Source organism: Bradyrhizobium sp. KB893862 SZCCT0404, from assembly GCF_018130885.1.
Lineage (GTDB): Bacteria > Pseudomonadota > Alphaproteobacteria > Rhizobiales > Xanthobacteraceae > Bradyrhizobium > Bradyrhizobium stylosanthis.
Genome location: NZ_JAFCLT010000002.1, coordinates 969,514 through 995,733 on the forward strand (window position 1 = coordinate 969,514; position 26,220 = coordinate 995,733).

Annotated in this window: 14 protein-coding genes; 8 read left to right on the forward strand and 6 right to left on the reverse strand. The window is 65.5% G+C overall.

The features are described from left to right. Positions 1-86 precede the first annotated feature (86 nt). Both JQ617_RS13380 and malQ read right to left on the reverse strand, forming a co-directional pair. Entirely contained in the window at positions 87-1,886 is a 1,800-nt protein-coding gene (locus JQ617_RS13380) for a glycoside hydrolase family 15 protein (RefSeq protein ID WP_212026693.1), read from the reverse strand. A 31-nt stretch (positions 1,887-1,917) separates the two neighbouring features. Further along, positions 1,918-3,879 carry a 4-alpha-glucanotransferase gene (gene malQ, locus JQ617_RS13385; RefSeq protein WP_212026694.1) on the reverse strand — a complete coding sequence of 654 codons (1,962 nt, stop codon included), beginning with the start codon at positions 3,877-3,879 and terminating at the stop codon, positions 1,918-1,920. Positions 3,880-4,083: 204 nt separating this feature from the next. On the opposite strand from malQ, the gene JQ617_RS13390 reads away from it, so the two are divergent. Genes JQ617_RS13390 through treY form a run of 6 tightly spaced genes read left to right on the forward strand, consistent with a single transcriptional unit; the run spans position 4,084 to position 18,093 of the window. Beyond that, positions 4,084-6,030, forward strand: a complete 1,947-nt coding sequence (locus tag JQ617_RS13390; RefSeq protein ID WP_212026695.1) for a maltotransferase domain-containing protein — start codon at positions 4,084-4,086, stop codon at positions 6,028-6,030. An 11-nt stretch (positions 6,031-6,041) separates the two neighbouring features. Then, positions 6,042-9,335: a maltose alpha-D-glucosyltransferase gene (gene treS, locus JQ617_RS13395; protein WP_212026696.1), complete on the forward strand. Its 3,294-nt coding sequence runs from the start codon at positions 6,042-6,044 to the stop codon at positions 9,333-9,335. Beyond that, on the forward strand, positions 9,328-11,475 hold the full coding sequence (glgB, locus tag JQ617_RS13400; protein WP_212026697.1) for a 1,4-alpha-glucan branching protein GlgB: 2,148 nt from the start codon (positions 9,328-9,330) through the stop codon (positions 11,473-11,475). The genes treS and glgB overlap by 8 nt, the downstream gene beginning before the upstream one ends. A 3-nt stretch (positions 11,476-11,478) precedes the next feature. Then, the gene (gene glgX, locus JQ617_RS13405) at positions 11,479-13,557 is read left to right on the forward strand and encodes a glycogen debranching protein GlgX (protein ID WP_212026698.1); all 2,079 of its coding nucleotides are present in this window, start codon (positions 11,479-11,481) and stop codon (positions 13,555-13,557) included. After that, positions 13,554-15,305, forward strand: coding sequence for a malto-oligosyltrehalose trehalohydrolase (gene treZ / locus JQ617_RS13410; protein ID WP_212026699.1), 1,752 nt, complete (start codon positions 13,554-13,556; stop codon positions 15,303-15,305). The genes glgX and treZ overlap by 4 nt, the downstream gene beginning before the upstream one ends. Position 15,306: 1 nt before the next feature. Continuing rightward, positions 15,307-18,093, forward strand: a complete 2,787-nt coding sequence (treY, locus tag JQ617_RS13415; RefSeq protein WP_212026700.1) for a malto-oligosyltrehalose synthase — start codon at positions 15,307-15,309, stop codon at positions 18,091-18,093. 3 nt (positions 18,094-18,096) lie between these two features. Here treY and JQ617_RS13420 read toward each other — a convergent pair whose 3' ends face one another. Continuing rightward, complete coding sequence (locus JQ617_RS13420; protein WP_063689739.1) at positions 18,097-18,414, reverse strand: polyhydroxyalkanoic acid system family protein; 318 nt, start codon at positions 18,412-18,414, stop codon at positions 18,097-18,099. A gap of 180 nt (positions 18,415-18,594) precedes the next feature. On the opposite strand from JQ617_RS13420, the gene JQ617_RS13425 reads away from it, so the two are divergent. After that, on the forward strand, positions 18,595-18,759 hold the full coding sequence (locus JQ617_RS13425) for a DUF3309 family protein (protein WP_018318514.1): 165 nt from the start codon (positions 18,595-18,597) through the stop codon (positions 18,757-18,759). A 129-nt stretch (positions 18,760-18,888) separates the two neighbouring features. Here JQ617_RS13425 and ligD read toward each other — a convergent pair whose 3' ends face one another. Next, complete coding sequence (gene ligD, locus JQ617_RS13430) at positions 18,889-21,546, reverse strand: DNA ligase D (protein ID WP_212026701.1); 2,658 nt, start codon at positions 21,544-21,546, stop codon at positions 18,889-18,891. A 117-nt stretch (positions 21,547-21,663) separates the two neighbouring features. On the opposite strand from ligD, the gene ku reads away from it, so the two are divergent. Continuing rightward, positions 21,664-22,551 carry a non-homologous end joining protein Ku gene (gene ku / locus JQ617_RS13435; RefSeq protein WP_212026702.1) on the forward strand — a complete coding sequence of 296 codons (888 nt, stop codon included), beginning with the start codon at positions 21,664-21,666 and terminating at the stop codon, positions 22,549-22,551. Between the two features lie 223 nt (positions 22,552-22,774). On the opposite strand, the gene JQ617_RS13440 is transcribed toward ku, so the two are convergent. Together JQ617_RS13440 and JQ617_RS13445 are read right to left on the reverse strand one after the other, a co-directional pair. After that, complete coding sequence (locus JQ617_RS13440) at positions 22,775-23,464, reverse strand: response regulator (protein WP_063689747.1); 690 nt, start codon at positions 23,462-23,464, stop codon at positions 22,775-22,777. Continuing rightward, positions 23,461-26,184, reverse strand: a complete 2,724-nt coding sequence (locus tag JQ617_RS13445; RefSeq protein WP_212026703.1) for a DUF4118 domain-containing protein — start codon at positions 26,182-26,184, stop codon at positions 23,461-23,463. The genes JQ617_RS13440 and JQ617_RS13445 overlap by 4 nt, the downstream gene beginning before the upstream one ends. Positions 26,185-26,220: the final 36 nt, after the last annotated feature.

Sequence of the window (26,220 nt, forward strand, 5' to 3'; positions counted from 1 at the left end):
CGCGACGGAGAGAATCCCCGTGTGGTACCCCCCTCCCTGCCCCTCCCCCGCAAGGGGGGAGGGAACGGAGAGTCCTCCGTCACCGCTCACTTCGACCGCTGCACCGCCGGCTTCTCGCTCTCCTGCCTTGCTGCGGAGAGATTGTGCGCGGTGTTGATCAGCGCGATGTGGGTCAGGGCTTGCGGGAAGTTGCCGGTTTGGCGCCTCGCACCTGAATCGTATTCTTCCGCCAGGAGGCCGACATCGTTGGCGATGCCGACCACGCGGTCGAGCAGCGCTTGCGCCTTGTCGAGATCGCCCGCGAGCACGTGAGCGTCGGCGAGCCACAGGCTGCAGGCGAGGAACGCGCCCTCGATCGGCTGCTGCTCCTCGGAGACTTCGCGCGGATCGTGCCGGAGGACAAAACCGTCGCGCATCATGTGCTTTTCGACCGCGGCGATGGTGCCGCGGATGCGCGGGTCGTCGGCCGGCAGGAAGCCGACGGCCGGCAGCAGCAGCACGGATGCGTCGAGAAGTTTCGAGCCGTAGGACTCGACGAAGGCATTTTCCATCGCGTCGAAGCCATTGCGGCAGACCTCGCGATGAATGGTCTCGCGCAAGGCGCGCCAATGCAATAGTGGCGCCTTGAAGCCGAAGGTCTCGGCGCTCTTGATGCCGCGGTCGAACGCGACCCAGGTCATCACCTTGGAGAAGACGTAGTGCCGGGGCTGGCCACGCCGCTCCCAGATGCCGTGGTCGGGCCGGTCCCAGACCTCGGCAAGATGCTGCAGCACCGCGCATTCCAGCGCCCAGCTCTCCTCGTCGAGCTTGAGCTTGGCCATGCGCGACTGATGGAAGGCGTCGATCAGTTCGCCGTAAACGTCGAGTTGGAGCTGCGCATGCGCGGCATTGCCGACGCGCACCGGCTGCGCGCCTTCGTAGCCGGCGAGCCAGCCCGCCTCCCATTCCAGCAGGCGCCTTTGGCCCCAGATGCCGTACATGATCTGCATGTTCGACGGCGAGCCGGCGGCGGCGCGCAACAGCCAATTGTGCCAGGCGAGGGCTTCCTCGGTGTAGCCCGAGTTCATCAGCGCCAGCAGCGTGAAGGTGGCATCGCGCAGCCAGCAGAAGCGGTAGTCCCAGTTCCTGGCACCGCCGAGCTTCTCCGGCAGCGACGTGGTCGGCGCGGCGACGATGCCGCCGGTCGGACCAAAGGTCAGCGCCTTCAGCGTGATCAGCGAGCGCACCACCAGGTCGTGATAGTCGCCGTCCCCAGTACAATGGCCGCACCATTCATTCCAGAACTTCTCGGTCTCCTGAAGCGCGAGCTCGGGGTCGATCGGCTTGGGCGGATCGAGATGCGAGGGGCCGTAGGTGAGGACGAACGGGACGGTCTCGCCTTCCCTGACCTCGAAGTCCGACACCGTGGTCAGGTCCTCGCCGCGGGTCTCGACCGGCGTCCGCAGCACCGTCATGTCCTGCCCGGCGATGGCCATCAGGGAATGATCGATCCGCCGCACCCAGGGAATGTCCACGCCGAAGCCGAAACGGATGACGAGCTCCATCCGCATCTTCACTTTGCCGTTGATACCGCGGACCAGGCGCACGATGTCGGAGGCCTTGCCGCGCGGCGGCATGAAGTCGATCAGGGCGACGGTGCCGGTCCCGGTCTCGAAGCGTGTCTCGAGGATGAGGGTATTGCCGAGATAGCGGCGCGAGATCGAGGTCACGTCCCCGGCGGGCGCGACCAGCCAGCGGCCGTTCTTGCGGTCGCCGAGAATCGCGGCAAAGCAGGCATCGGAATCGAAGGCCGGCCAGCACAGCCAGTCGATCGAGCCGTTGCGCCCGACCAGCGCCGCGGTCTCGCAGTCGCCGATCAGCGCATAGTCCTCGATCCTCTGAGACAATGTCGTGCGAGCCTGAAAGAACCCCGCCCGATCAACTCCCGCCGGTCAGGGAACGTTCCCGCGTCGCCGCTCGCAAGGCCGTGAGGTCGACCTTGGAGGCGATCTCGTCGAGCGCGACGGGAAGGCGCTGGCGCCAGTTCGGGTGCTCGTCGATCGTGCCGGGAATGTTGGGCTGGTCGATCACGCCGAGGAGATCCTCCATGGACACCGCGAGCAGGCGCGAGGGCGTCCGCGACAGGAATGCGAGCACGGAATAGAGGTCGTTGGCGCTGATGCCGTTCTGGCGCAGGATCGCGTCGAGCCCGCCGAGCGCATCCCAGCGCGCCTGGTCGTCCTCGCCGGGATCGAGCCCAAGCGAGCGCTTCATCTTGAGGTCGCTGAAGGAGCGCCAGCCGGCATAGGTGCACAGATCATGCGTGTTCAGCGTGACCAACGCGTTGGGCCGGTAGTGGTCGACATTGCGGAAGCGGCCGGCCTCGTCGCGCTCGAACATCATGACGAGATAGGACCAGATGCCGAAATCCTGCATGGTCTCGCGGAAACCTTCCGGAACGGTGCCGAGGTCTTCGCCGATCACGATGCACTTATGGGCCGCGCTCTCGCGCACCACGGCGCCGAGCAGCGCCTCGAACGGCATCTGCACATAGGCGCCGTTGTCGGGCTTGAAGCCGCGCGGCACCAGATAAAGCCGCTTCAGGCCGAGCACGTGATCGAGCCTGATGGCGCCGGCATGGCGCATCGACGCCGCCAGCATGTCGGCGAACGGCACGAACGACTGGGCCTCCAAGCCGCCGGCATTGAAGCCGGCGAGGCCCCAATCCTGGCCGATCGTGTTGAGCACGTCGGGCGGCGCGCCGACCGCGAGATGCCGCGAGATCGCCGTCTGCTCGTTCCAGGCATCGAAGCCGTTCGACTGCACACCGACGGCGACGTCGAGATAGAGCCCGACGCGCATGCCGAGCTGGTGAGCAAGCTCCTTGGCCGCATGCAACTGGCTGTCGGCGGTCCACTGCACGAATTCGACGAACTCGACCTCGCGCTTGTCCGGGCCGTTGCGCAGCTCGGCGAATTTCGCCTCGTCCGGCTGCTGCCATTCGGCCGGCCATTCCCACCACGGGCGGTTGAAGCGATGGCGCAGCACCTCGAAACAGGCAAAGCGCGACAGCAACGGCGCGCGGTCGGCACGGAAGGCATCGAACTGGTTGCGGCGGACGCCGCTCGCGCCTCTCACGAAACTGTCAAAGGCGGCGCGCAGGGCCAGCCATTTCAGCGCCGCCATGTCGGCATAGGGCACACGGTCGCCTTGGCGCAGCCGCGCGGCGGTCGCAGCCGCGTCGGGGATGAGGTCGGCGGAAAATTCCGGGATCGCCTCGACGTCGATATAGAGCGGATTGAGGAACAGCCGGCTGTTCGGCGAATAAGGGCTGCAATCGGCCGGCTGGTCATCGAACAGCACATGCAGCGGATTGAGGCCGACGCCGTCCGCGCCGAGCTGTTTTGCCAGCCGGACCAGGCCGGCGAGATCGGTGAAATCGCCGATGCCCCAATTGCGGTCGGAGCGGACGCTGTAGAGCTGCACCGCGAGCAGCCAGCCGCGGTCGAAATCGCCGCCGAAGGCGCGCTCGGGCGCCACGATCATCGGCACCTCTTCGCTCACGCCGCCGGCATCGGTCAGCGTCAGGCGGTGATAGCCGAGCGGCATGCCGTCGGGCCAGGCGATCACAGGCTCGCGCGTCTCGCCTTGCGCGATCACATTGCCGTTGCCGACGACCTTCCATTGCAGCGGCGGTTTCCCGACTGTCACCAATTCGGTGCGCGGATGCCCCAGGGCGCGGACCACGACAGGGCCGCTGACGAAGCGGTAGACCCGCTTCTCCGGCAGGGCCTCGAGGATGGATTTGAGCGCCTCGGGCGCGGTGACCCGCAGTTTGCCGAGGGCATCGACGAATTCGGACTGAACGCCCTTGATCCGGGCTTGAGCTAAAAGATCCATTCGGCACGCAGCTTGCAGGCCATTGTTTGGCCGGTGGCATCGATTTTAACGAGGTCGCGGAAGAGGTTAGTCAGGGGTAACTCGCAAACTGCGCCTGCCGTTCCCCAGGGAACCAATGACACACAAGCGGCTTTCTATAATGGTACCAAGCGTAGGTTCCCGACAAGGGAAACGGGCTCCTGCTTTCTTGTCAATGGCATCACCGTGAACAAGACAATTCAAACTGTCGAGAGTGCCGCAGCCGGCAGCGCTTTCCTCATCGAAGACATCTATCCTTTGATCGACGGCGGCCGCTTCGCCGTGAAGCGCATTGCCGGCGAACGGGTCGAGGTCTGGGCCGACATCTACCGCGACGGCGACGCCGTCGTCGGTGCGGCGCTGGTCTGGCGCGGAGAGCAGGATCGCGAATGGCGGAGCGAGCCGATGATCCATCACGGCAATGACCGCTGGTCCGGCGCGTTCACGCCACTTGAGCCCGGCCAATATGTCTACGCGATCGAGGCCTGGACCGACGAGTACGCCACCTGGTCGCACGCCGTCGCGCGAAAACAGCGGACCGGGGCTGATGTCAGCCTCGATGCGATCGAGGGCGCCGGCCTCCTGACCAAGGCGCATAGCGCGCGGCAGGACGCCGCAGCCGTGATCATCAAGCAATGCGAAGACTACCTCCAGACCGGCGACGTCACCCCGCTGCTGGCGGCCGAGCTCGGCGAAGCGATGGCCGAGAGCCAGTCGCGGCCGGATCTTACGCGCTCGCCGCCCTTTCCGCTGACGATCGACCGCGACAAGGCGCGCTTCAGCGCCTGGTACCAGATGATGCCGCGCAGCCAGAGCGAGGTGCCGGGCCGGCACGGGACTCTGCGCGACTGCATCGCGCGCGTGCCCGATATCGCCGCAATGGGTTTCGACGTGCTCTATTTCACGCCGATCCACCCGATCGGGCACACGCGCCGCAAGGGACGCAACAACGCGCCCGTGGCGAGCGCAGATGACCCCGGATCGCCCTATGCGATCGGCTCCGCCGCGGGCGGGCACGATGCGCTGCATCCCGAGCTCGGCACGATCGAGGATTTTCGCGCGCTGGTCGCCACATGCCTCGAATACGGGCTCGAGCTCGCGATCGACTTCGCCGTGCAGTGCTCGCCGGACCATCCCTGGCTGACGCAGCATCCGGAATGGTTCAAATGGCGGCCGGACCGCTCGGTGCGGACGGCGGACGGGCCCTATTCGGACATCGTCATCCCCGATTTCGGCTCGGTCGATCGGACCGGGCTGTGGAATGCGTTCCGCGACGCCATGCTGTTCTGGATCGACCACGGAGTGACCATCTTCGCCATTGACAATCACGACACCGCGCCGCTTGCGTTCTGGGAGTGGCTGATCAGCGACATCCGCCGCCGGCATCCCCAAGTGATCCTGTTCTCCAAGACCTTCGCACGGCCGAAGCTGATGAAGGGCCTCGCCAAGCTCGGCTTCGCGCAGTCCTTCAGCTACTTTCCCTGGCGCACGGGGAAATGGGAGCTGGAGCACCATCTCGGCGAGCTGACGCGTTATCCGGAGCGGGACTTCTATCGGGCCAACCTGTTCGTCAACACCGCCGACCTCCTGCCCTATCATCTCCAGAGCGGCGAGCCCTGGGCGTTCAAGTCGCGCGTCGCGCTGGCGGCGACGCTGTCGGGCAATTACGGCATCTTTGGCGGATTCGAGCTGCGCGAGCACGACGCGCTCCCCGGCCGTGAAGAATATCTGGATTCCGAGAAGTATGAGATCAGGCAGCGCGACTGGGAGGCACCGGGCAACATCAAGCCCTACATCGCCGCGCTCAACCGCATCCGCAACGAGAACGCGGCGCTTCAGCAGACATCAAACCTGCGCTTCCTCGGCATCGAGGACGGCGAGACGATCGCCTTCGCCAAGGAGGCGGCCGATCCCGCGAACACCATCGTCGTCGTGATCGCGCTCTCCCGCCATGCGCGCGAATTCTGGCTGCCGCTCGGCGATGTCACGGTTGACGCCGGCGGGCAGCGACACCATGTGACGGCACTCGAAAACCTCCTCACCGGCGAACAGGCCCGTATCGAATGGGGCGGGATCAGGTTGCGTATCGATCCCGACCGCGATCCGGCGCTGCTGTTCCGCTGCCTGGCGTAAGGGGTCACGCCATGAACGTATTGTCTTCCGTCGATACCAAGAAGGCCGAGGCTGCCGAGGTCGTCGATGAGCTCTGGTACAAGGACGCCATCATCTACCAGCTCCACGTCAAGGCCTTCGCCGACAGCAACAATGACGGCATCGGCGACTTCGCCGGGCTGACCGAGAAGCTGCCCTACCTGCAGGAGCTCGGCGTCACCGCGCTGTGGCTGCTGCCGTTCTATCCCTCGCCCGGCCGCGACGACGGCTACGACATCGGCGACTACGGCTCGGTCAATCCCGATTTCGGGACGATGAAGGACTTCAAGCGCTTCATCCAGGAGGCGCAGAAGCGCGGCCTGCGGGTCATCACCGAGCTCGTCGTCAACCACACCTCCGACCAGCACAAATGGTTCAAGCGCGCGCGCCGCAGCCATCCGGGCTCGAGCGCCCGCAACTGGTATGTCTGGAGCGACACCGATCAGAAGTACCAGGGCACGCGCATCATCTTCACCGACACCGAGAAATCGAACTGGACCTGGGATCCGGAGGCCGGCGCCTTCTACTGGCACCGCTTCTTCTCGCACCAGCCCGATCTCAATTTCGACAATCCGCGCGTGGTCAGCGCCATCATCCAGGTGATGAAGCGCTGGCTGGATGCCGGCGTCGACGGCTTCCGCCTGGACGCCATTCCCTATCTCTGCGAGCGCGAGGGCACCTCGAACGAGAACCTCCCCGAGACGCACACGATCATCAAGCGCCTGCGCCAGGAGCTCGACGCCTATTCCAAGGGAAAGCTCCTGCTGGCCGAAGCCAATCAATGGCCGGAGGACGTGCAGGAATATTTCGGCCGCGGCGACGAATGCCACATGGCCTATCACTTCCCGCTGATGCCGCGCATCTACATGGCGATCGCGCAGGAGGACCGCTTCCCGATCACCGACATCCTGCGCCAGACGCCGGACATTCCGGCGAGCTGCCAATGGGCGCTGTTCCTGCGCAACCACGACGAATTGACGCTGGAAATGGTCACCGACGTCGAGCGCGACTACCTCTGGACCACCTATGCCAACGATCCGCGGGCGCGCATCAATGTCGGCATCCGCCGGCGCCTTGCGCCGCTGATGGACAACGACCGCCGCAAGATCGAGCTGATGAACTCGCTGCTGCTGTCGTTCCCGGGCACGCCGATCATCTATTACGGCGACGAGATCGGGATGGGCGACAACATCTATCTCGGCGACCGCAACGGCGTGCGCACGCCGATGCAGTGGAGCCCGGACCGCAACGGCGGCTTCTCGCGCTGCGACCCGGCCCGTCTCTACGCGCCGCTGATCATGGACCCCGTCTACGGCTATGAATCGGTCAACGTGGAGGCGCAGTCGCGCAGCCTGTCTTCGCTGCTGAGCGCCACCAAGCGGCTGATCTCGGTGCGCAAGTCGACGCTCGCCTTCGGCCGCGGCACCATGACCTTCATCCGCCCGGCGAACCGGGCCGTGCTTGCCTATGTCCGGCAATACCACGACGAGGTGATCCTGTGCGTGGCCAACCTGTCGCGCGCGGCCCAGGCGACCGAGCTCGATCTGTCGCCATGGAAGGATCGCATCCCGCAGGAGATGCTCGGGCGGACGCGTTTCCCGCCGATCGGTGAACTGCCCTACATGATCACGCTGGGGCCCTACGGCTTCTACTGGTTCCAGCTGCAGGAGCGCGACAAGTCCGAGCCGGTGGTGCCGCGCGCGGTGCCCGAATTCGAAACGCTGGTGGTGCCGGTGAACTCGAACTGGGTTTCGCTGGCTCGCGAGCGCGGCGTGTTCGAACGCGACGTGCTGCCGGGATTCCTGTCGCGGACGCGATGGTATCCCGAGCACGATCCCAAGCACATCGAGACCGCGCTGACCTCGGCGGTGCCGTTCTGCGACATCGGCGACAACCGGCCCTGGATCGCCTTCTTCCAGACGAAGCAAGGCGACCCGGCGACACGCTACGTGCTGCCGCTGCAGATCGAATGGGTGCGCTTCGACCGCGAGCGTTTCAATCCGAAGGCGCTGGCCGCCGTACGCCAGGGCGCGCGCGAAGGCACGCTGCTCGATGTCGCGAGCGAACAGATCTTCATCGGCCTGTTCCTGCGCAACCTGTCGCAGAACCTTGTGGTGGAGGAGAACGACCTGCGGCTGGAGTTCAAGGCCACCAGCCGGTTCGCCGACTACACCATCAAGGAGCCCCAACGCATTCGCGCGATCGAGCAGTCCAACAGCACGGCGCTCGTCGATAATCAATACGTCGCCAAGATCTATCGCCGGCTCGAAGACGGCATCAACCCCGAGATCGAGATCGGCCACTATCTCACCGAGGTGGCCCGCTTCGCCAATACGCCGGCGCTGCTCGGCAGCGCCGAGCTGGTCGAAGGCAATCGGCGCAGCGTGCTCGGCGTGCTGCATGCCTATGTCGAGAACCAGGGCGACGGCTGGTCAATGACTACGGGCTATCTCGACCGCTACATCGACGAGCAGCGGCTGTTGTCCGCGGGCGAAGCGCCGCGCGAGACCCAGGAGCAGGCGCCCTATCTGCACTTCATCGCGCAGGCCGGCCGGCGGCTTGCCGAGCTGCATGTCGCGCTGGCGGCGGCAAAGCCGGCCGATCTCGCGCCGGAGCCGATCGGCCCCGCCGACGTCAAACGATGGACCTCCGATCTCAAGGCACGGGCCGAACGCGTCTTCGAGCGGTTGGCCGACAGCCGCGACGGCCTGCGGGAGGCCGACCGCCCGCTGATCGACCAGCTCGCGACCATGCGAGCGAGCCTGCCCGGTCATTTGACTGCGCTATTGCCTTCCGGGATTGGCGGGTTGAACATCCGTCATCATGGTGACTTCCGCCTCGGGCAGATTCTGATCGTGAAGGACGACATCTTCATCATCGACTTCGACGGCGATCCGCGTCTGCCCGTGGCCGAGAAGCGGCGCAAGCTGCCTGCCGCGCGTGACGTCGCCGGCCTGATCCGTTCGATTGATCTTTCGGTTAACAGGGCCCTTAGCCGGGCGCTTTCGAGCGGGACCGAGGAGCAAGGCCGGCTCACGGCCGCGCTCGACGAATGGCGCGGGCGTGCCACCGCGACCTTCCTGTCCGCCTACCGTGACGCGATGACCGACCGGCGGCTCTGGCCGCAGGATGCGCAGGCCGCGGACGGCCTGTTAAGATTTTTCCTGCTTGATCAAGCGTTCGACGAAGTAGAGTACGAGCTGTCCCACCGGCCTGAGGGGCTCCATGCGCCGCTGACCGTGCTGCTTCGCATTCTGTCCAACGCCGAAAGCGAAGCCTATGCCTAAACTTCCAGCCGAAGCCTACGCGATCATCGAGGGCCGCCACTCCGACCCCTTCCACTATCTCGGGCTGCATCCCGAGGGCGGCAGGAGCGTGGTGCGCGCGTTTCTGCCCGAGGCCTCCAATGTCGAAGCGGTGGGCGACCATGGCGAGGTGGCGAAGCTCGACCGCGTCCACGATGCCGGCCTGTTCGTCGGCGCGCTCCCGAACGGCTCGAAGCACTACCAGCTCCGGGCCAAGTTCGGCGACAACGTCGTCGAGTTCGAGGATGCTTATCGCTTCCCGCCGATCCTGACCGATTTCGATCTGTATCTGCTCGGCGAAGGCACGCATCAGCGCCTCTATGACAAGCTCGGCGCGCATCCGATGCGGCTCGAAGGCATCGACGGCATCGGCTTCGTGGTGCTGGCGCCGAATGCGCGGCGCGTGTCCGTGGTCGGCGATTTCAATTTCTGGGACGGGCGGCGCCATCCGATGCGGGTACGCGGCGCCGGCTATTGGGAATTGTTCATCCCGCATGCGAAGAACGGCGATCACTACAAGTTCGAGATCATCGGCCCGCATGGCCACCTGCTGCCGCTGAAATCCGATCCGCTGGCGTTCGCCAGCGAGGTGCGCCCGAAGACCGCCTCCATCGTGTTCGACGAGGCGCATCTGCCGCGTCCGCGGCCCGCGCCCGACGGCATCAACGCGCTGTCGGCGCCGATGTCGATCTACGAGGTCCATCTCGGCTCGTGGCGGCGCAAGAACGGCGACGAATGGCTGACCTATCGCGAGCTGGCCGAGCAGCTGCCGGCCTATGCCCGCGACATGGGGTTCACGCATCTGGAATTCCTGCCCGTCAGCGAGCATCCGTTCGACGGCTCATGGGGCTACCAACCAACCGGGCTCTATGCGCCGACCAGCCGCTTCGGCACGCCGGAGGATTTTGCCGCCCTGGTCGATGCATGCCATCGCGAGGGCATCGGCGTGCTGCTCGACTGGGTGCCCGGACATTTCCCCGACGATCCGCACGGGCTCGGCAGCTTCGACGGCACGGCGCTCTACGAGCACGCCAACCCGCTGCAGGGCCGCCATCTCGACTGGGGCACGCTGATCTACAATTACGGCCGCACCGAAGTGACCAACTTCCTGGTCTCGAACGCGCTGTTCTGGCTCGAGCGCTACGCCATCGACGGCCTGCGCGTCGACGCCGTGGCCTCCATGCTCTACCTCGACTACAGCCGGCCGCCCGGCGCCTGGATTCCGAACCAGTACGGCGGCCGCGAGAACATCGAGGCGATCAATTTCCTGCGCCGCTTCAACACCGAGCTGTTCGCACGCTTCCCGCAGGCGACCACGGCGGCGGAAGAGTCCACCGCATGGCCGCAGGTCTCGCGCCCGGTCGAATTCGGCGGGCTCGGCTTCGGCTACAAGTGGAACATGGGCTGGATGCACGACACGCTGAACTACATCAGCAAGGATCCCGTTCACCGCAAGCACCATCACGGCGAGATCCTGTTCGGCCTGCACTACGCCTTCTCGGAGAACTTCATCCTGCCGCTGTCGCATGACGAGGTCGTGCACGGCAAGCGCTCCCTGCTCGGCCGCATGCCCGGCGACGAGTGGCAACGCTTTGCGAATTTGCGCGCCTATTACAGCTTCATGTTCGGCCATCCCGGCAAGAAGCTGATGTTCATGGGCGCCGAGATCGCGCAGAGCCGCGAATGGAATCACGACCAGTCGCTCGACTGGCACCTGCTCGAATACAAGTACCATTCCGGTGTCCAGGCGGTGATCCGCGACCTCAACCGGCTCTACCGCGCGGTGCCGGCGCTGCATCAGATGGACTGCGACCAGGCGGGGTTCGAATGGGTGATCACTGACGATGCCAATCGCAACGTGTTCGCCTGGCTGCGCAAGGGTTTTGACGAGCACGCACGGTGCCTGGTGATCGTCAACTTCTCACCCAACGTCTACCAGAACTATCGCGTCCGCGTGCCCCTGGCGGGCAAGTGGAAGGAAGTCTTCAATTCGGACTCCGCCCATTATGGCGGCAGCAATGTCGGGAACATCGGCGAGGTTCGGACCGTTGACGGCAAGACGCCCGAGCTTCGCCTGACCATCCCGCCGCTCGCTGCGATCTTCCTCGTTCCGGAAAGCTGACCGATGCGCCTCACTGCTGGATCGCCCGCTCGCCTCGGCGCAAGCTGGGACGGACGCGGCACCAATTTCGCGCTGTTCTCCGCCAATGCGCAGAAGGTCGAGCTGTGCCTGTTCGACGCGCAGGGCCGCCGCGAGCTCGAGCGCATCGAATTGCCCGAGAAGACCGAGGACGTCTGGCACGGCTATCTCAACGACGTCTCGCCGGGCCAGCTCTACGGCTACCGCGTGCACGGCCCCTACGAGCCCGAGCACGGTCACCGCTTCAATGCCAACAAGCTGCTGCTCGACCCCTATGCCAAGCGGCTCTCGGGACGGCTGGTCTGGAGCGATGCGCATTTCGCCTATCGCACCGGCTCGCCGCGCGAGGACCTGTCCTTCGACCGCCGCGACAACGCGCGCGGCATGCCCAAGGCCGTCGTGGTCGACGAGACCTTCAACTGGGGCCGCCGCGAGATCCGCCCCAACATCCCCTGGGAAGACACCATCATCTACGAGGCCCACATCAAGGGCCTGACGCAGAAGCGCGACGACGTGCCCCCGAATTTGCGCGGCACCTATGGCGGCCTGTCCTCGCCTGCGATGATCGAGCACCTGAAAAGGCTCGGCGTCACCACGGTCGAGCTGCTGCCGATCCACAGCTTCGTCGACGACCGCATCCTGGTCGAGAAGAAGCTCGCCAATTACTGGGGCTATAACACGCTCTCCTTCTTCGCGCCGGAGCAGCGCTACGCCCAGGACAATGCGCTGGATTCCTTCCGCACCACGGTCGCGCGCCTGCACGACGCCGGCATCGAAGTGATGTTGGATGTCGTCTACAACCACACTGCCGAGGGCAACCATCTCGGCCCAACGCTGTGCTACCGCGGCATCGACAATGCGTCCTACTACTGGCTGAACCGCGAGAACCCGCGCTATTACGACGACTTCACCGGCTGCGGCTCGTCGGTGAACCTCACCCATCCGCGCGTGCTGCAGATGGTGATGGATTCCTTGCGCTACTGGGTCGAGGTCTGCCATGTCGACGGCTTCCGCTTCGACCTCGCGACCACGCTCGCGCGCGGCCCGAACGGCTATGATCGCGGCATCTCGTTCCTGACCGCCGTCCGCCAGGATCCGGTGCTGGCCACGGTCAAGCTCGTCGCCGAGCCCTGGGACCTCGGTCTCGGCGGCTACCAGGTCGGCGCATTCCCCTCGCAATGGTCGGAATGGAACGACCGCTATCGCAGCGCCATGCGCCGCTACTGGAGCGGCGAAGGCAGCCTGATCGGCGACATCTCCAGCCGCATGACGGCGTCCTCCGACCTGTTCAACCACGACGGACGGCGGCCGCGCGCCAGCATCAACCACATCACCGTGCATGACGGTTTCACGCTGGCCGATCTGTTCAGCTACAACGAGAAGCACAACGAGGCCAATGGCGAGGACAATCGCGACGGCTCCAACGACAACCACAGCAACAATTGCGGTGTCGAGGGCCCGACCGACGACCCGGCCATTCTCGGCTTGCGCCGGCAGCTGCGCAAGAACGTGCTGGCCTGCCTGATGCTGGCGCAGGGCGTGCCGTTGCTCCTCGCCGGCGACGAGGTCGGCAATACGCAATCCGGCAACAACAACGCCTATTGCCAGGACAACGAGGTCGGCTGGGTCGGCTGGGACAATCTCGGCAAGGACGGCGAGGACATGGTCGACTTCGTCGCTCATCTCGCCGATGTCCGCAGCCGCTTCTCGCAGCTTCGCAGCCATCGCTGGCTCGACGGGCGGCCGAAGGACGGCATCTCCTACGGCGCGCTCTGGCTGACGCCTGCGGGCGACGAGATGACGGAGAGCGACTGGACATTCCCGGATGGGCGGTTTCTCTCCTATGTGATGGGGCCGATGGAACCGGGTAGCGCGGCGATCTTTATCGTTCTGAACGCCGCCCCCGAAGAGATCGCATTCAAATTGCCGAAGATGCCCGAATACAAGAGCTGGCAGCAGATCCTGAACACGACTGACGCCAAGCTGAACACGATCGATTTCCCGCCCGGAAGCGACAGCAAGGCGCCGCCGCGCTCCGTGCTCGCCTTCGCGGGGGCGCCATGAGGGCATCGTTCGGGGCGAAGCCGATCAAGGACGGCGTGTCGTTCCGGCTATGGGCCCCCGGCGCACGCCGCGTCGATCTCCTGCTCGACCGCAGACATGCCATGCAGCGCCGGCAGGACGGCTGGTATGTCGCGGAGATTGCCGGCCTGCCCGTCGGCAGTCCCTACAAGTTCAGGATCGACGACGAGATCGACGTGCCCGATCCGGCGTCCGCCTTCCAGCCGGACGACGTGTTCGGCCCCAGCGAGGTGATCGATCACGACGCCTTCGCCTGGCGCGCAAAGGATTGGCGCGGCCGCCCCTGGGAAGAGACGGTGCTGATCGAAACCCATGTCGGCACCTTCACGGCCGAGGGCACCTACCGCGCCATGACCGACAAGCTCGATCATCTCGTCGCAACCGGCATCACGGCGCTGGAATTGATGCCGCTGGCCGATTTCGCGGGACGCCGCGGCTGGGGCTATGACGGCGTGCTGTGGTACGCACCCGACAGCGCCTATGGCCGCCCCGAAGATCTGAAGACGCTGATCGACGAGGCCCATCTGCGCGGGCTCATGGTCTTCCTCGACGTCGTCTACAATCATTTCGGGCCCGAAGGGAATTACCTCGGCCGCTATGCGCCGACCTTCTTCACCGACGCGCACACGCCCTGGGGCAGCGCGATCGACTACCGCGTGCCGCAGGTCCGCGCCTTCGCAGTCGAGAACGCGCTGTCATGGCTCACCGACTACCGCTTCGACGGGCTGAGGCTCGATGCCGCCAACCACATCATGGCGATCCCCGGCGAGCAGTCGATGCTGCAGGATCTCAGCGTCGCCGCGGGCGAACTTGCCAAGGCGACGGGACGGCACATCCATCTCGTGCTGGAGAACGGCGATAACCGCGCCAGCCTGCTCGACGCCGCGCAGGAGCCGCCCAACGGTCGATATCGCGGCCAGTGGAACGACGATTATCATCACGTCTGGCATGTGATGCTGACCGGTGAGCTCAACGGCTATTACGCCGACTACCAGACCCCGCGCATGGATCTCGCCCGTGCGCTGGCCTCCGGCTTCGTCTACCAGGGCGAGATCTCGGAATTCTGGGGCAAGAAGCCGCGCGGCGAGCCGAGCGGCGAATTACCCCCTGCGACATTCGTCAACTTCCTGCAGAACCACGATCAGATCGGCAACCGTCCGCTCGGCGACCGGCTCGAAAGCCTGGCATCGCCGCAGCAGATCGAAGCCGCGCTCGCGGTGACGCTGCTGGCGCCGATGGTGCCGATGCTGTTCCAGGGCGAGGAATGGGGCTCGAAGGTGCCCTTCCCGTTCTTCTGCGATTTCCAGGGCGGGCTTGCGGATGCCGTGCGCAAGGGCCGCAAACAGGAATATGCCTGGGCTTACGAGAAATATGGCGACGACGTTCCCGACCCGCTCGATCCGGCAACGCTGCAATCGGCCGTGCTCGACTGGACCGGCCACACGCCGGAGCAGAACGCGCGCCTGGCGCTGGTGCGGGAGCTGCTCGCGCTCCGGCGCAAGGAGATCATGCCACGGCTGAAGGGCGCGCGCTTCGGTGATGCCGAGGCGACCGACAACGGCCTGCTCAGCGCGCATTGGCGCATGGGCGACGGCACGAATTTGCGGCTCATCGCCAATCTCGGCGATCACGAGATCGCGGCCAATATCAGCGCGGGCACGCCGGTCTGGGGCGGCGCGTCCGGTGATCGGCTTCCGCCCTGGTCGGTGGTCTGGCGCCTCGGAGGTTAGCATGCCTCCTGCCATTCCGCTCGCGACCTACCGGCTTCAGCTCACTGCGGATTTCGACTTCGACAAGGCTGCCGCGGTGGTGCCGTATCTGAAGGCGCTGGGAATCACCCATCTCTATGCTTCGCCGGTGATGAAGGCCCGCAAGGGCTCGACACACGGCTACGACACCGTCGATCACAGCCAGTTCAATCCGGAGCTCGGCGGCGAAGCCGGCTTCGCGCGGCTGAGCGAGGCGCTTAGGGCGCACGATCTCGGTCTCATCATCGACTTCGTGCCCAACCATGTCGGCGTGCATTTCGCCGACAATCCCTGGTGGCTCGACGTGCTGGAATGGGGGCAGGCTTCGCCCCATGCGGTCTCCTTCGACATCGACTGGGATCAGCTGGCCTACCGCGCCCGCGGCGGCGTGCTGCTGCCGATCCTCGGCGCGTCCTATGGCGAGGCGCTCGAGCGCGGCGAGATCGAGCTGCGCTACGATCCCGACGAGGGCAGCTTTTCCGCCTGGTATTTCGAGCATCGCCTACCCGTCGCGCCGGAGCGCTACGGCGAAATGCTGCGGATCATCGTGAAGGAGGCCGACGCCGCCGATACCGTGGCCGGTAAACGCCTGCTCTCGCTCGCCGCGCGCTACACGGGCCTGCGACGGCCGAACCGCAAGGAGGCTCCGGCGTTCAAGGCGGAATTGAAGGAGATCGCTGGCAGCGCCGACATCATCGCCCACGGCCTCGAGGCCTATCGCGCCGGGACGGACCGTCCTGCGCAGACGCTGGTGCTGCATCACCTGCTGGAGCGCCAGCACTACAAGCTCGGGCACTGGCGGCTTGCGTCCAGCGACATCAACTATCGCCGCTTCTTCGACGTCAACGGGCTGGCGGGCCTGCGCGTCGAGGACCCCGGCACCTTCGCCGCCACGCACCGGCTGGTAAAGCAACTCGTCGCCGACGGTAGGCTGCAGGGCATCCGCCTCGATCACATCGACGGCCTGCGCGATCCCGCGCAATATTGCCAGCGGCTGCGCCGGCTGGTGCGTGATGCCCAGGGCAAGACCAAGCCGTTCTACACGGTGATCGAAAAGATCCTCTGCGAGCACGAGAAGCTGCCGCATTTCGCCGGCGTCCAGGGCACCACCGGCTATGAGTGGATGAACGTCATCACGCAAGTGCTGGTCGACGCCAAGGGGCTGGAGGCGCTGGACGAGACCTGGCGGCAGATCAGCAACCGCGCGCCGCGGCTTGCGCCTTATGTCAAGGACGCCAAGCGGCGCGTGCTGGAGACGCTGCTGACGAGCGAATTCACCGTGCTGACGCGCCTCCTGGCGCGCATCGCCAACGGGCACTACTCGACGCGCGACTTCTCGGCCGACAGCTTGCGGCAGGCGCTCGAGCTGTACGTGCTGCATTTCCCGGTCTATCGCACCTATCTGACGCATAGCGGCCCGACTGCAGCCGACCGCAAGCTGATCGACGACACCATCGAGCGCGCCCGGCGGGAATGGTTCGCCGCGGACGAAGGCATCTTCGACTTCCTGCGCGACGCGCTGACCATGGACCTGCTCAAGCCCGGCCGCCCTCCGCACAGTAAGCCGCGGGTGCGCCGCTTCGCGCTGAAGGTGCAGCAGTTCACCGGACCCGTGATGGCGAAGTCACTGGAGGACACCGCGTTCTACCAGTTCCACCGGCTGCTCGCGCTGAACGAGGTCGGCGGCGATCCCGCGAGCACCGGCCTCACCATTGCCGCGTTCCACGAGGCCATGCGGGCGCGCGCCAAGGAATGGCCGCAGGGCATGACGGCGACCGCCACCCACGACACCAAGCGCGGCGAGGACGCCCGTGCCCGGATCGCCGCCCTGAGCGAGATCCCCGGCGAATGGACCAGCGCGGTATCGCGCTGGAAGGTGCTGAACGCGCCGCATCTCGCGCTCCGGAGCAATCTGCGCGCGCCGTCGGCGACGTTCGAATACATGCTGTACCAGACCCTGCTCGGCGCCTGGCCACTTGGCGAGACGCCTGGCGCAGAATTCGTCGAACGCATCCAGGCCTATGCGCTGAAGGCCGCGCGCGAAGGCAAGGAGGAGACGAGTTGGCTCAATCCGCACGAGACGTATGAGAACGGCATCAAGAGCTTTATCGCCAAGCTCCTCGATCCCGCCTTGTCGGGCGAATTCCTGGAGGCACTGCAGACCCTGGCCCGCCGCCTCGCACTGCTCGGCGCGCTCAACTCGCTGAGCCAGCTCACGCTGAAGGCGACACTGCCTGGTGCGCCCGACTTCTATCAAGGCACCGAATTCTGGGATCTCTCGCTGGTCGATCCCGACAACCGCCGTCCCGTGGATTTTTCCACGCGGAACGCGGCGCTGGCAGCACTGGAAGCGCCGGACTGGAGCACGCTGGTCAAGACCTGGCCGGACGGCCGGCTCAAGCTGGCCTGGACGCGGCAGCTGCTCAAGCTGCGCAACGCGCATGCGGACGTCTTCGCGCAGGGCGACTACCAGCCGCTGGAGGTGCGCGGCGCGCACGCCGACCATGTCATCGCATTCGCCCGCCGCCATGGTCGCGCGGCCGCAATCGTCGTGGTCGGGCGCCAGTTCGCGCCCTTCACCCAGGCTGGGCGCGAATGGCCCGTGCTCGAAGGTTTTGACGCGAGTGTCGATATCACCGGCTACAGCGCTCCGGGGCTGGCGGGCAACGAGCTCCCGCTCGCACAGGCTTTCCGTGATGTCCCTGCGGCTGTCATCGAGGCGCGCGCATCCAGCGCCCTCATGCCGGCGCGGCAGCGCGCCCGCGCCTGACACTCATTTTCCGTCGTCCTTGGTCAGCAGCAACTGCCCGCGCTTCCTGATCGTCGCCTGCGCCATCTCGGCGAAGCGCTGCAGGAGCCAGGGCAAGACCACCTGGACCTTGACGTGGTCGTCCGCGACATCGACCTGACCGGTCGCGATCTGCCCGAGCGCGCGAATGCGGAAATTCATGGTGTCGCCGCTCCAGCGCTCCTCCTCGACCTGCACCACGGGAACGCTCGCTGCAGCGCGACCGAGCCCGGTCTTGAGCCGACGCGCGGCCTCCTCGCGGCCGAGACGATGCGGAATGGAAACGACAAGCGGTGCTGACATGGTCCTGCCCTGCGCTGAATGATCCTCACATAATCATGCCGGCCGGACGGGCAAAGGTTCCATGCAGTTGGGACCTGCCAGCCCGTTTCAAATCCGGAACTTTAAAACATGCGGCAAGTTGCCCTCGCACAAAGGGACAGGTGCAAACGACCCTTTCTCAAAGGGCTGGAGGAGATTCGCATGTCTATCGGTACGATCATTCTGATCATTCTGGTCATCGCCCTGCTCGGCGGCTTCAGCGGCATCGGCGGCGGCCCGTTCTACGGCACCGGCTATTACGGCGGCGGCGGCCTCGGACTGGTCATCGTCATCCTGCTGATCCTGCTGCTGATGGGACGGATATAGCGCGAGGACTCGTAGACTCGTAGGGTGGGTTAGCCGCAAGGCGTAACCCACCTCTTTGGTTTCCGCAGAGACAAAAGTGGTGGGTTACGCTCGCTGACTTCGCTTCGCGCGTCCGCGAGCTAACCCACCCTACTTCTTCCCCGCAAGTTTCTTCGCCGCTGCCTTGATCGACGCGGCCGCATCATCATAGCCATCCCACGCCTTCGAACGCGCCAGCAGGCCCGGTACGGTCCGCACCGTGTATTTCTTAGGATCAAGATCGCTCTTCACCTGCGCCCAGGTCAGCGGCATCGAGACCGTCGCGCCGTCGCGCGCGCGGGGCGACAGTGGAGCGACCGCGGTGGACAGGCGATCGTTGCGCAAATAGTCCAGAAAAATCTTTCCGTTGCGCAGCTTCTTCGACATGTTGAGCAGATAGCGCTCGGGATCGTCGTCGGCCATCCACTGGCAGACACCTTGCGCGAAGGCCTTGGCCTCCTTCCAGCTCACCTTGTCGCGCGCGCCGTGGAGCAGCGGCACCACGACGTGCAGGCCCTTGCCGCCGGTGGTCTTGCAGAAGCTCTCCATGCCGACATCAGCGAGGCGCTGGCGCATTTCCTTGGCTGCCTCGACGACGTCGGCGAAATCGACATCCGGCGCGGGATCGAGGTCGAACACCAGCCGGCCCGGCGTGTCATAAGCGTCCGGCGCGCAATTCCAGGGATGCAGCTCGACGCCGCCGATCTGCGCGACCGCAGCGAGACCCTCGACGCGATCGATCTGCAGGTAAGGCTTGCGGTCGCCTGAGACCTTGGCGAGCTCCAGCAGGTTCGACGTGCCCTGCATGGCATGGCGCTGGAAGAATTTTTCGCCGCCGATGCCGTCGGGTGCGCGCAAGATCGAGCACGGGCGCCCCTTGATATGCGCGATCAGCCACGAGCCGACCGCTTCGAAATAGCGCGCGAGATCGAGCTTCGTGACACCCTCGCCGTCGCCGCCATCCGGCCACAGCTCCTTGTCCGGCTTGGAGATGACGACGCCCATCACCTCGGCCGTTCCGGCGTCCTTCCGCTTGGCTGTCTTGGGCACAGCGCGCTTCCCGGCCGACGGCTTTGCCAGCGCGGTATCGACAGGCGTCTCGGCCTCGACCTCCTCGGCGGGCTTGTCCTGCCGCAGGCCCTTGAACGCGGCCTGGCGGATATTGCCGTCGGCGGTGAAGCCGGCGAACTCGATCTCGGCGACGAGCTCGGGCTTCAGCCAGTGCACATCGCGCGTCTTCTTCGGGGCATTCTTGCCCCCGAACGGGCTTTCCTTGGCTTCCATCGCCTTCAGCGACGGCATGATGCGCTTGACCTTGTCGGCGCCGAAGCCGGTCCCGACCATGCCGACGAAGGCGAGATGATCGCCCCGATGCACGCCGGCCATCAGCGAGCGGAATTTGCCGTTGGTGGTCTTGTAGCCGCCGATCACGACCTCATGGCCGGCGCGGCACTTTGCTTTCGTCCAGCTCTCGGTGCGACCCGAACGGTACGGCGCATCGACCTTCTTCGAGACCACGCCTTCGAGCTCGAGCTTGCAGGCCGACTGCAGCACGGCGTCGCCGCCGCTCACGAAGTGCTCGACATAGCGGATCTGGCTCGCTTTCTTCTTGCGCGATTCCAGCAGCGCCTTGAGGCGCTCCTTGCGTTCGCCGAGCGGCAGCCGGCGGTAGTCGAGGCCCTCGGCGAACAGGAGATCGAACGCGAAGAAGATGAGGTCCTCGGTCTTGCCGTCCGACAGCGCGGCCTGGAGCGAGGAGAAATTCGGCGCCCCGTTGTGATCGAGCGCGACGATCTCGCCGTCGATCATGGCGTCCGGGAGCGATGCGCCCTCCTTCGCGATCGTCCCGAACTTGTCGGTCCAGTCGAGGCCCTTGCGCGTCTTCAACGTCGCCTCGCCATCCTCGATGCGTAGCTGGACGCGATAGCCGTCGAACTTGATCTCGTGGCACCAGCTGTCGCCGGCGGGCGGACGCTCGACCGATGTACACAGCTGCGGCGCGACGAAATCCGGCATCACCGAGACTTTCCTGGCGGTCGTGGCCGTCGTCGTCTTCTTTCCGCTCTTTCCGGCCTTCAGCGCCGTGCGCGGCGCCGGCTGCAAGGTCCTGCCTTTCGTCTCCTCGGCGCGATTGGACTGCCAGACCGCGTCGGCCTTGCCCTTGGCTCCCTTGGCCAGCATGAACGGCTTTGGCGCGCGGCCCTTGCCGACGGCGATCTGATCCATCGCGCGGCCGGATGCGACGGATTTGTCCTCTGCCAGGATATCCTCGTCCGCACTGGCATATTCGTCGCGGTGCTTGATCAGCAGCCAGTTGGTGCGCTTTTCGCCGCCGCGGTTGCGCATGCGCACCAGCACCCAGCTGCCGTGCAGCTTATCGCCGTGCAACGTGAACTTGAGATCGCCCTTTTTGAAGCCGCGGTCGGGATCGTCCGATTCCCAGGTGCCGCGATCCCACAGCATCACCGTGCCGCCGCCGTACTGGCCTTCGGGAATCGTCCCTTCGAAATCGCCATAGTCGAGCGGGTGATCCTCGACCTCGACCGCCAGGCGCTTGTCGTGCGGATCGAGCGAAGGCCCCTTGGTCACGGCCCAGGACTTGAACACGCCGTCGAATTCGAGCCTGAAATCATAGTGCAACCGGGTCGCATCGTGCTTCTGGATCACGAAGCGCCGCTGCTTCGATGGCGCCACCGCGGTCTTGCCCGACGGCTCCGGCGTCTTCTCGAAATCGCGTTTCTGTCGATAGGTGGAGAGTTTTCGCAGCACGACCGGTCCCGCATCTCATTCGGCGTTGAAGCCTATCATGGCAAAAGTCCCACCCGGAACCAAAACACGACGGGAGGGTTGGGGTTCCAAAACGTCTTGAAAACGCTGGAGAATGCAATGGCGCCCCGTGCCTACTGGAAGGGAACGTTGAGGCTGTCGCTGGTCAGTTGCCCGGTCGTGCTCTATCCCGCGACCACGGCGGCCGAGAAGACCCGGTTTCACATGATCAACCGCGAGACCGGCAACCGCCTCAAGCAGCAGATGGTCGATTCCGAGACCGGCGACGTGGTCGAGAGCGATCAGAAGGGGCGCGGTTACGAGCTGCGCAAGGGCAAATATGTCGAGATCGAGCCGGAGGAGCTCGAGGCGGTCCAGATCGAGAGCAACCACACCATCGACATCGAGAGCTTCGTGCCGAGCGAGGAGATCGACCAGCGTTATCTCAACCATCCCTACTACATCGCGCCCGATGGCAAGGCCGCGGTCGACGCCTTCGCGGTGATCCGCGACGCCATGAAGGACCAGGACCGCGTGGCGCTCGCCAAGATCGTGCTCACCAACCGCGAGCACATCATCGCGATCGAGCCGCTCGGCAAGGGCCTGCTCGGCACCACGCTGCGCTTTCCCTACGAGCTCCGTGACGAGGACGAGTTCTTCGGCGACATCAAGAGCCCGAAGATCACCAAGGACATGGTCGAGCTCGCCGGCCATATCCTGCACACCAAGGCTGCGCATTTCGATCCCAGCAAGTTCAAGGACGAGTACGAGACCGCGCTGAAGGCGCTGGTAAAGCGCAAGGCCAGCGGCAAGACAATCAAGCTGCCGGAGCCCGAGGAGCGCCCGAGCAACGTCGTCAGCCTGATGGACGCCCTGAAGCAGAGCCTGAAGGGCGGCGGCCGCGGCAAGAAGACCGCCGCGAAGTCGCATGCGCGCCGGGCGACGGGACGGCGGCAGGCCGCGAAGAAGGCGCACAGGTCGACGGCGCGGGCGAGGAAGGCGGGTTAATCTGCTCCGTCATTGCGAGCGCAGCGAAGCAATCCGGAATCTTTTCGCGGACAGATTCTGGATTGCTTCGTCGCAAGGGCTCCTCGCATGACGACGTGGAGACAGGATCGCGCTGCCACCAAGGTCGTCATGCCCGGGCTTGGCCCGGGCATCCACGTCTAGGCGGCACGCTGAAGCACATGGATGGCCGGGACAAGCCCGGCCATGACGGGGTCCCCTGCGCCTACTCCCCCGCCTTCAGCCGGTACCCGATCCCCGTCTCCGTCAGCACATATTGCGGGCGTTCGGGGTCGGCTTCGATCTTCTGGCGGAGCTGGCGGACATAGACGCGCAGATATTGCGCGTCGGTCAGTTCGTCCCATAGTTCCTTCAGCAGGAAGCGATGGGTCAATACCTTGCCGGCGTGCTGCACCAGCACGCGCAGGAGATCGTATTCCTTCGGCGACAATTTCACCTCGCGCTCGCCGACCTTGACGATGCGGCGCACGAGATCGACCGAGAGATCGCCGGTGCGGAACACCGGGCGCTCGCCCTGGACCTGGAGCTGGTGACGTAGTGCAGCGCGCAAACGCGCCAAGAGCTCGTCCATGCCGAACGGCTTGGTCAGGTAATCGTCGGCGCCGAGATCGAGCGCCTGCACCTTGCCGGCCTCGTCGCCGCGGCTCGACAGCACCACGATCGGCACAGCTTCGTTGCGGGCCCGGATGGTGCGCAGCAGCTCGTGCCCCTGGATATCTGGCAGGCCCAAATCGAGGATGATCAGCGCCGGCCCTTCCGCCAGCTTCTCCAGCGCGGTCTTGCCGTTCGGCGCTTCCAATATCTCATAGCCCTGCGTCGTCAGCCCCATCCGCAGCAATTTGCGGATCGGCGGTTCGTCGTCGATGACCAGGACCTTGATCGGGGCGGCGCTCATGCGGCGGTATCCAATGCGTGGGTCTGCGCGGGGACGGGCAGACGAATGGTGAGGACCGCGCCGCTCCGGTCATTGCGGTTGGCGGCCGAGATCGTGCCGCGCATGGCTTCGACGAAGCCGCGGGAGATGGCGAGCCCGAGCCCGGTGCCGGGACGGACACGATCGCCCTTCTGCGCGCGGTAGAACTTGTCGAACACGCTCTCGAGCTCGGCGGGCGGGATGCCGTCGCCCTCGTCGGCGATCTCCAGCACGACCTGATCCCGCTCGCGCCGGCTCCTGATCGCAATCGTGGTGTCGGGCGGCGAATATTTTGCGGCGTTGTCGAGCAGGTTGAAGAGCACCTGCTCGAACAGCACGGCATCGAGCTCGAGCATCGGCAGGTCGGCGGCCAGCACCAGCTCGACCTTGTGCGCGGTCAGGATCTTGCTGGCGCGGCGGAGCGCGCTGCCGACGATCTCGCCGAGATCGTGCAGCGCCGTGTTGGGCACGATCGCGCCGGATTCGAGCTTGGTCATGTCGAGGAGATTGGCGATGAAGCGGTTGAGCCGCTCGGATTCGTCGATCACGGTGGCGAGCAGATCGCGCTTCTCGGTGTCGGACAGGGCGCCCGCGAGATCGCGCATGGTCGAGGCTGCGCCCAGCACCGAGGCGAGCGGCGTCTTCAGGTCGTGCGAGATCGAGGTCAGCAAGGCCGAGCGCAACCGCTCGGATTCGACGGTGCGCTTGACGCGATCCATGTCCTCGACCAGCAGCACGCGCTCGATCGCCAGTGCGCCCTGGTCCACCAGCGCGTCCAGCAGCCGTCGCTGGTCCGGAGTCAGCAGCGGGCCGGTGCGGTCGTTGTCGATGCCGATCACGCCGATCGGGCCGCGCCCGGTGCGCATGGGCAGGAACAGCCGCTTTGCACCCGGCAGCGTGTCCGAGCCGCGGCCGGCGGAACGATCATTGCTCCAGGCCCAGTTGGCGGCGGCAAGATCGGCCTGGTCGAGCTCGTCCTCCGGCGGATAGCCGGATTTCACCGTCAGGAGACCGTCTTCGGGCAGGAGCAGCACGACGCGCACCTTGAGCATCAGTGCGATCTGATAGGCACTCGCCCACAACACGTCATCGAGCGTCGCAGTACCGGCGAGCTTGCGGCTGAACGCATAGAGCTGCTCGGTGGTGCGGATACGGCCGATCGCGGTATCGGCCTGGGTGCGCACCCGTCCGGCCACGTTCGACACCAGGATCGCAATCAGCATGAAGAAGAAGAACGCCGCGACATTGGTCGGATCGGTGATGGTGAAGGTGTAGACCGGCGGCAGGAAGAAGAAATTGTAGGCGAACGACGAGACGAGGCTGGCAAGCAGCGAGGGCCACAGTCCATACCGCACCGCGACCGTCACCACGGCGGTCAGGAAGACGAGATCGACATTCTCGATCCCGAAATACGGCTTGATGACCACGGCGGCCGCAAGGCCAAGCGCGGTAATCCCGATCGCCTTGAGATAGGGCCGGGCATCGAAAGGATCGGAGCGCGCCGCCGTCTGCACCGCGGTCTTGGGTGCGGCTTCTTCGGACAGTTCGTCGCCGGGGATGACGTGGACGCTGATATTGCCGGCACGGCGCACCAGATCGTGCACGACCGAGCCGCGCGTCATCTCGAACCAGCGCGACCGCGTCGACTTGCCGATCACGATCTGGGTGACGTTGTTGGCTTGCGCGAAACTGATGACATCGTCGGCGATGCGGCGGCCGACGGCGGGAATGGTCAGGGCTTCGCCACCCAGCGATTCCGCAAGGCGCAGCGTGTCGGCGAGCCGGTCGCGCTCCGCGTCGGACAGCTGGAGCGATCGCCGCGTCTCGATCGAGATCGCGATGAAGGGTGCGTGCAGCCGATCGGCGAGCCGCTTGGTGTAGCGCACGAGACCGGCCGCGCGCGGATCCTCGCTGACGCAGACGAGGATGCGTTCGCCGGCGGCCCATGGGCCGGCAATGGCATTCGCCTGCATGTGGTTGAGCAGTTGCTCATCGACCCGCTCGGCGGTCCGCCGCAGCGCCAGCTCGCGCAGCGCGGTCAGGTTGCCCGGCGAGAAATAATGCTCCAGCGCCCGCTCGGCCTGTTTGGGGACATAGACTTTGCCCTCCTTCAGCCGCTGGATCAGATCGTCGGGCGTGAGGTCGATCAGCTCGATGGCGTCGGCGCGGTCGAACACCGAATCCGGCACGGTCTCGCGTACGCGCACATGGGTGATCTGGGCGACGACGTCGTTCAGGCTCTCGATGTGCTGGATGTTGACGGCGGTGTAGACGTCGATGCCGTGGGACAGCAGCTCCTCGACATCGAGATAGCGCTTGGGATGGCGGCTGCCGGCAGCGTTGGTGTGAGCGAGCTCGTCGACCAGCGCGATGGCCGGCCGCCGCGCGATCACCGCGTCGAGGTCCATTTCCTCGACGATCTGGCCGCGATAATCGAGCCGTTTGCGCGGGACCGCTTCGAGGCCGCGCACCAGCGCCTCGGTCTCGGCGCGGCCATGGGTCTCGACGAAGCCGATCACGACGTCGATGCCGGCCTTGCGCTTGGCGTGCGCGCTCTGCAGCATCTCGTAGGTCTTGCCGACGCCGGGAGCGGCGCCGACGAAGATCTTCAGCTTGCCGCTCGCGCTCTCCTCCCGCCGCGCCGCTTCCAGCAGCGCCTCGGGCGAGGGACGTTGTTCGGGATCGCGGCGCTCTCGGACCATGAGGGCAATATAGTCATCCTGACGCGACCGGCATAG

Bases quoted from the DNA above. Each gene is read 5' to 3' on its own strand.
- malQ (WP_212026694.1), bottom strand. From the start codon at position 3,879: ATGGATCTTTTAGCTCAAGCCCGGATCAAGGGCGTTCAGTCCGAATTC.
- treS (WP_212026696.1), top strand. From the start codon at position 6,042: ATGAACGTATTGTCTTCCGTCGATACCAAGAAGGCCGAGGCTGCCGAG.
- glgB (WP_212026697.1), top strand. From the start codon at position 9,328: ATGCCTAAACTTCCAGCCGAAGCCTACGCGATCATCGAGGGCCGCCAC.
- glgX (WP_212026698.1), top strand. From the start codon at position 11,479: ATGCGCCTCACTGCTGGATCGCCCGCTCGCCTCGGCGCAAGCTGGGAC.
- treZ (WP_212026699.1), top strand. From the start codon at position 13,554: ATGAGGGCATCGTTCGGGGCGAAGCCGATCAAGGACGGCGTGTCGTTC.
- treY (WP_212026700.1), top strand. From the start codon at position 15,307: ATGCCTCCTGCCATTCCGCTCGCGACCTACCGGCTTCAGCTCACTGCG.
- JQ617_RS13420 (WP_063689739.1), bottom strand. From the start codon at position 18,414: ATGTCAGCACCGCTTGTCGTTTCCATTCCGCATCGTCTCGGCCGCGAG.
- JQ617_RS13425 (WP_018318514.1), top strand. From the start codon at position 18,595: ATGTCTATCGGTACGATCATTCTGATCATTCTGGTCATCGCCCTGCTC.
- ku (WP_212026702.1), top strand. From the start codon at position 21,664: ATGGCGCCCCGTGCCTACTGGAAGGGAACGTTGAGGCTGTCGCTGGTC.
- JQ617_RS13440 (WP_063689747.1), bottom strand. From the start codon at position 23,464: ATGAGCGCCGCCCCGATCAAGGTCCTGGTCATCGACGACGAACCGCCG.
- JQ617_RS13445 (WP_212026703.1), bottom strand. From the start codon at position 26,184: ATGGTCCGAGAGCGCCGCGATCCCGAACAACGTCCCTCGCCCGAGGCG.